Origin of the sequence: Moorena sp. SIO3H5, from assembly GCF_010692395.1 — a bacterium.
Classification (GTDB): domain Bacteria; phylum Cyanobacteriota; class Cyanobacteriia; order Cyanobacteriales; family Coleofasciculaceae; genus Moorena.
The window spans coordinates 1-3824 of sequence record NZ_JAAHHS010000571.1; the positions used below are offsets into that span (position 1 = coordinate 1).

Annotated in this window: 4 protein-coding genes; 1 reads left to right on the plus strand and 3 read right to left on the minus strand. The window is 44.7% G+C overall.

What is annotated here, in order from left to right; translation table 11 throughout:
- Nucleotides 1-109: 109 nt before the first annotated feature.
- Nucleotides 110-973, minus strand: coding sequence for a Tab2/Atab2 family RNA-binding protein (locus F6K52_RS33700; protein WP_293089130.1), 864 nt, complete (start codon nt 971-973; stop codon nt 110-112).
- A gap of 380 nt (nt 974-1353) precedes the next feature.
- Between F6K52_RS33700 and F6K52_RS33705 the strand changes: the two genes are divergently transcribed.
- On the plus strand, nt 1354-1743 hold the full coding sequence (locus tag F6K52_RS33705) for a nuclear transport factor 2 family protein (protein ID WP_293089132.1): 390 nt from the start codon (nt 1354-1356) through the stop codon (nt 1741-1743).
- A gap of 6 nt (nt 1744-1749) precedes the next feature.
- On the opposite strand, the gene F6K52_RS33710 is transcribed toward F6K52_RS33705, so the two are convergent.
- Together F6K52_RS33710 and F6K52_RS33715 are read right to left on the minus strand one after the other, a co-directional pair.
- Entirely contained in the window at nt 1750-2976 is a 1227-nt protein-coding gene (locus F6K52_RS33710; RefSeq protein ID WP_293089134.1) for a transposase, read from the minus strand.
- A 434-nt stretch (nt 2977-3410) separates the two neighbouring features.
- On the minus strand, nt 3411-3824 hold a 414-nt coding region (locus tag F6K52_RS33715), incomplete at its 5' end, for a (2Fe-2S) ferredoxin domain-containing protein (RefSeq protein WP_293089136.1).

A 3824-nucleotide genomic window follows, 5' to 3' on the forward strand; every position in this document is an offset into this window, starting at 1 on the left:
TGGGAGTATGGAGTAGGTAATAAAAATTACTCACAATTTATTTTTAGCTTCTGCCTTCTGCCTTTTGCCTTTTGCCTTTTGCCTTTTGCCTTTTGCCTTGCCCGTAGCGCTATAACTCCCGGCATAGCCAAAATCCGGCAAACTGTTCTGAAGTTGGACTCGATTGTACGGCCAGAAAATGGACGAAATTAGCTTTCTGCTTTGCTTCTTCAAACCCTTTTGCCTCTGCCAGAATTTGGGATTTGGTCAGGTTAGCGAGAATCCAGCTATCATTGGCACCAGTTTCTAGTAACAACTTTGGCTTATCATCGGTAGTGTCAAGTCTGACAAAGGATAGCTCCAAACCTGACATCCATGCTGCTAGGGGTTTGGCTCGTTGGGAAAATATAATCACACCGGGAATGGGCGTTTCTGGGGTAATGTCCATGATCGAGACCGGGAAGGCTTCACCAAAGTCTATCTCCCACTCGTTCATTTCCTCAAAGGCAGCAGCTTGTAGACTTACAACTGCCCACTTTTGTCCCTGCAAAGCATCGGGTAATGGTTTAGGGATGGGGGATTGATAACGGACAAATGAGGAAGCAGCGGCTGCGGGGTCATAGCCTGGTTGATTGGGATAAAAGTCCTCTATCCTTTGTTTTAACCATCGCTCCAAAGCATAGGTGCGACGGCTGGGTTGAGCTGGAATATTCAGCTCATTACAGGCTTTGGTAATCATATTGTTCATCTGACGCCGAAAGAAGCGAATCTTGGTTGGTGGCTGTTTAGCTTTTGCGATCGCATCTGCCAAAGCCTGCCCCAACCAAATTGAATTCACCTGCTGGTTGGGACACCAACTAGCGTATTGAAACAGTGTCTCAGGTGAGAGGTTGATGTCCAAAGGACTCTCGCAAATTAAGACTTCCCAAAGTTTCTTCTGATTTTCGTCCAAAATTGGGCGGGAGTAAAAATCGAGTTCCCAAATTGTTTCCATGCCACCATTAAGATAATCTCACCCATATTTATGATACGGCTCCAAGAGCGCAATCCTTAAGCAATCAGCTATCAGTTATCAGCGGTCAGCTATCAGCTATCAGCGGTCAGCTATCAGTTATCAGTTATCAGCGGTCAGCTATCAGTTATCAGTTATCAGCGGTCAGCTATCAGCTATCAGTTTATGCCCATAGCCCACGGTACTTGAATCGCTTGCTTATGCGCTATGGGTTAGGTCACAGGCTAGAAGCCTGTGCCACGATACTTGAGGTTCCAAAGGCCAACTGCTGACTGCTGAATGCTGACTGCTTAGATGTGATTAATTCGATTTAACTATATATAATTAAAGCTATTCACAATTGTGAAACTCAACAAAAAACTATGAGTAGCGATCGCACAGACGTATTAGCCACCAACACAGCGTTTTATCGAGCTTTTGAGAAAAAAGACATTGAAGCCATGAGTAAGGTCTGGTCTCAAGGAACTGGTAGTCTTTGTATTCACCCCGGACGTGATGTAATTAAAGGTTGGCGGGAGATTAGCTCATCTTGGGAAGCGATATTCAAGAATACCCAATACCTGGAAATTGAACCAGAGATTATTGCTAGTGAGCTCAGGGACACTCTTGCCTACGTTGTTGTGCTAGAAAAAGTGTTGCAAGTTAGCAAGGGTAGAAGGATTGAGGCAGAATCCATAGCAACCAATACGTTTGAGCTTATGGCTGGCTCTTGGTATTTGGTGCATCATCACGGCAGTCCACTGATGGGGTGACAGCTCCTACGCTGACCCGTTGGGTTCAGCGTAGGCTTCCCAGCCAATCCGGGCATCCCTTAGGAGGCGCTGGGCTTTAAGAACGGACTGCCCTACCGCTCTATTTCGTATATTGATCGCAGCATTGTGGTCGCGATCCAAACTGCATCCGCAATAGGGACAATCATGCCACCGAACATGCAGCTTTTTAGGGACTTTTTTGCCGCAATTGGAGCAATTCTGTGAAGTATTCAAGGCACTTACCGGTACCGTCAACAAACCAGCATTTAAGGCTTTGTTTGTTAGGATCCCCAGAAAGCTTGACCACCCAGCATCCAACACAGATTTAGCCAATCGGGATTTAGCCATCCCTTTTACGTTTAACTTTTCGTAAGCTACTACATCGTATTTTGATAGCAAATAATTAGCGGTCTTGAAATGGAAGTCTTTCCGTTTGTCTGCTACTTTTTTGTGCTGTCTACCAAGCTGTTTAATAGCTTTGATTCTGTTTCTGCCTCCCAACACCCGTCGAGATACCCTTTTCTGAATAACCTTCAGCCTTTTTTGAGACTTTCGGTAATATTGAGGAATCTCTATTGTTTCCCCTTCAGAGGTAGTCAAGAACTCCTTAAGACCAACATCAATGCCTACTATTGAATCAGGATTAATGTCAGGTTTAACTTCAGGGACAGTTTTGTCTTCTAGGGACAAAACCAGATAATACCCATCACACTTTTTGGTAATTGAAGCTGTTTTTACCTTGAATCCATCTGGAATAAGACGGTGCAGGACAATCTTGATTTTGCCTATTTTTGGAAGGTTAATCAGGTTGCCCTCCAAACATCCTTCCTTCATTTGAGGGTAAGTAAAGGTGCGGTAGCGGTGGTGCTTTTTAAATCTAGGTTTCCCACTTCGTTTCCCATTACTGTCCCCTTTGATGAATCTATCAAAGGCCAACTTAACCCTTTTGACGACATCCTGAAGTACTTGGGAATGGATGTCCTTATACCAAGGGTGAGTCTTTTTGAGATTGGGTAAAGTCTTTTTCTGGCTGTAGTAATCTGGATTATCCCTTAATTCCGGAAGGTAACAAACCAGGGGACAAGCATTGATTGAGCAACGATTTTGTTCGTACCAATGGAATCGAGCAGCTAGCAGGTAGTTATATTGAGCGCAAAGCATTGACAGCCAATGGTCTATCTTGGCTTTTTGCTGTTTCGTTGGTTTTAACCGATACTGGTACGCAATTCTCATTTTGACTTGTCCTCAAGTTGGCTCGACCTATTCTGATTCTAGCAGATGTATATACAGGTAGTAATCCAAAATGAAAGACAAAAAACTGATAATCAGAATTACCAATTTTTAAAAAAGACAATTTATACAAGAGGCGCAGCTACCCGGAATGACGCCGTAGCGAGTTAATAAGAAGCTTGATAGCTCGTTTCCCTATTCCATGCATATCCTGTGCAAAATTCATCCCGGAGATGAAACCTGTTTATTAAGGCAGCCTTAATCATAAAGTTTTAACCAAAGGTGCGCTTTCCGTAGGCGAATTAAATTCGCCACGGGTCGCACCTCTTTTACGCATAACCGACCAACCATAAAGGCTCCACTCTTTTTGCGGTAACTTCTAACCACACTCATGCTGCGCCTTGAGGTGTGGGGCTTCTTTTGCCGGAAAGCTAACTTCAGACAAAGTGTCGTTCGATCAGGCTGGGAATTTGCTGGGGAGCCACTTCGCTGTAGCGAGCTTTGTCTGGCATCATCACCAGGTTGGGGCCATGTTTGCACTGTTTGAGGCAGCCAGTTTCTTTAATTTTGACTTGGTCTTCTAAACCATGCTCCTTTAAACTCGATGCGATCGCATTACACACCGCTTTACCCCCCCGTTTCCGACAACTGGATTTCTGACAAACTAAAATACTCGCTTTGCGGCTGGGAGTTTTGGGAACCAAAACAGTTGTTGGCTGCTGGTGGGGGGGAGCAGCAAGGCTCACCTCATAGGCTTTAAGTATAAGTTTTCGAGTTTTGCGCTTTAGTTTGCTGGTGCCACTCACCTCAATCCACGCCCCAGGGATAATGGCTGGATCCAAGCTCTTTCT